The sequence below is a fragment of the Clostridium tarantellae genome, from assembly GCF_009295725.1.
GTDB lineage: Bacteria > Bacillota > Clostridia > Clostridiales > Clostridiaceae > Sarcina > Sarcina tarantellae.
Window position 1 is genome coordinate 1 of record NZ_WHJC01000379.1, and the last position, 2,724, is coordinate 2,724.

Consider the following 2,724-nt stretch of genomic DNA (forward strand, 5'->3'; position numbering starts at 1 on the left):
AAATAAAACTGAAATATTAAAGAAAAATATAAAAGGAAAATTTATTTCAGTTAATTTTTATGGAAGTATAGAAGAAATAAATGAATATATTCTTTTGCTTAATAGATATTTTAAATGTGCTAAAAATAATAAAGCTTATGTGAGTTTTGAATTTTATTTACCTAAAAAAACTATCTCTGCATTATATTTTGTAAATATTAACTTGAAAATTTTATAGGAAATATTCCCTTTTTATATTTAGCAAATTATGAGGTTTTTTTTATTTATATTAACTTTTGGAAAAATATGTAGAATTAAATTTGTTTGAAATTACTTATTTATATGGTAAAATACTCTATGAAATAATTGTAAAATTTTTACTTTAGTTTTATAAAAATATTCATTAAATTTGGAGGGAATTATTCTATGAAAAATAATAAACTTAAAATTATGGCTTTAATAAGTAGTTTAATGATAACGTCTTCATTAGTAACTCCTATAAAATCAGTAATTGCTAATGAAAAACTAAAAAAAGTATCAGAAACAGAAAAGAAAAATTTAGCTCCTGTTCCACCAATGGGATGGAATAGCTGGAATACCTTTGGTGGTAATATAAACGAAACTGTTATAAAAGAAACTGTAGATGCTATGGTAAATAAGGGCTTAGCTGACGCTGGTTATGAATATGTGGTATTAGATGATGGTTACATTGAAAATTCTAGAGATAGTGAAGGTAAATTAGTTCCTCATAGAACTAAATTCCCAAATGGTTTTAAACCTTTATCAGATTATATCCATGAAAATGGTTTGAAATTTGGTATGTATAATTCAGCAGGTACAGGTACTTGTATGAATCTACCTGGTAGTTTTGGACATGAAAAGTCAGATGCTGACCAATTTGCAGAATGGGAAATAGATTTCTTTAAATATGATTTCTGTAACAATCCTATATCAGAACCTGAACCAGATAAAAGACCTGATCCAAATATGCAAAATATGTACTCTGCTGATATAGGTACTATAAGAGTTTATAAAGGGGATTTTACAAATAACTATGAACCAAATAATCATACCCTTATTGGAAAAGCAGAAATAAATTCTAATGGTTATTTAGGTTATATAGGAAAAAATGAAGGTGAATCTGAATTAACTGTAAATGTTCCTGAAAATGGAGTTTATAAGGTTGATATAAAATATATTGCAGCGGATAAAGGTAGACAAGTTAAAATAGATGTAAATGGACAAGAAGGTGATTTCCATTATATGAGACCAACTAAAAGTTGGAATGTCTCTGATGCTAGAACATTAACTATAGAACTTAATTTAAATGCTGGAGAAAATACTTTAAAATTCTCTAATCCTTATAATAATAAGCAAGAAGCTAATTTAGATGGTGCTATTAGAAGCTATAGAAAAATGGCTAATTCATTAAATTCTACTGGTAGAGATATTTTATTTAGCGTATGTGAATGGGGAAATAGAGAGCCTTGGTTATGGGCAGATGAAATGGGACACATGTGGAGAACTACTGGAGATATTACATTTAATCATGGAAAAGCTACTTGGGGTGAAGTAGTGGATATTTATGATAAAAATGTGGATTTAGCAAAATATGCAGGTCCAAATGGATGGAATGATCCTGATATGCTTGTTGTAGGATTACAAGGTTTAAACTATGAAGAAAATAAATCTCACTTCACTTTATGGTCAGCTATGGCAGCACCTTTAATGATTGGAAATGACATTAGAAATATGAGTGACGAAGTAGCAGATATATTGACTAACAAAGATGTTATAGCTTTAAATCAAGATCCTTTAGGAGTGCAAGCTTATAAAATAAAGGATGAAGGTGATTTTGAAGTTTTAGCTAAACCTTTAGAAAATGGTGATGTAGGTATTGTTTTATTTAATAGAAGTAATAGTGCTGCAGATATTTCTGTAACTATTGATGAAATTGCTGAGGGAGTTGAATTAGTAAATGAAGATGATTTCCTATCAGCTAAGAACTATAATACTAAAGAATTATGGGATAAAACTGAAGGAGTTATAACTACTGAAATTAAAGGAAATGAAATACCAGCTCATGGGGTTAAAGTCTTCAGAGTTTCACCAGTAAAAGATACTGAAACTCCAAATGAAAAACCTGGAAAGGTTGAAAATCTTTCAGTAGTAGAGACAACTTCAAATACTATAAAGTTATCATGGACTGAGCCTTCTATTGGGGGAGAAGTTTCTAAATATATTATCTACAAAGATGGTGTTAAACTAGATGAAGTTCCTGCTAATTTAAATGAATATGAAGTAACAAATTTAGAAGCTAACACTTTATATGGATTTAAAATTGTGGCTGTAGGTATTGATGGACAAATATCAAGACCAATAGCTAAAAACGTAAGAACAACTAAATAATAAAGTTAAAAATTAAAATGGACAAGTAAGCATTTGTCCATTTTAATCAATATTTTAAAAACACAAAAATAGTTTTTATTTATTTAACTAAAAAGCATGTATTAAATTTAATACATGCTTTTTTTGATAAGAAAATTAAAAGGATTGTTTATTATGGTCTTAATCAATAAGCCAATAAATAAATCTAATGGGGAGAGATTTATTATATTTAAATTATAGTCTAATTTTTCAATTTTTATTCAAATAATTTTTTTATTTTTAAATGCATTTAAATAAATTAATGTCATATATGATTAAACAGTTTAAATGTAACATTTCTCTATAAAAATTATATAT

1 protein-coding gene and 1 pseudogene are annotated in these 2,724 nt (G+C 27.1%); both read left to right on the forward strand.

Going from position 1 to position 2,724, the window contains the following annotated elements:
- A pseudogene (locus tag GBZ86_RS17395) lies at positions 1-217 on the forward strand (MerR family transcriptional regulator); the annotation flags it as partial.
- Positions 218-405: 188 nt separating this feature from the next.
- The gene (locus tag GBZ86_RS14695; RefSeq protein WP_152891890.1) at positions 406-2,388 is read left to right on the forward strand and encodes a fibronectin type III domain-containing protein; all 1,983 of its coding nucleotides are present in this window, start codon (positions 406-408) and stop codon (positions 2,386-2,388) included.
- The last annotated feature ends 336 nt before the right edge of the window (positions 2,389-2,724 follow it).

Coding starts and splice junctions, on each gene's coding strand:
- GBZ86_RS14695 (WP_152891890.1), top strand. CDS start 406: ATGAAAAATAATAAACTTAAAATTATGGCTTTAATAAGTAGTTTAATG.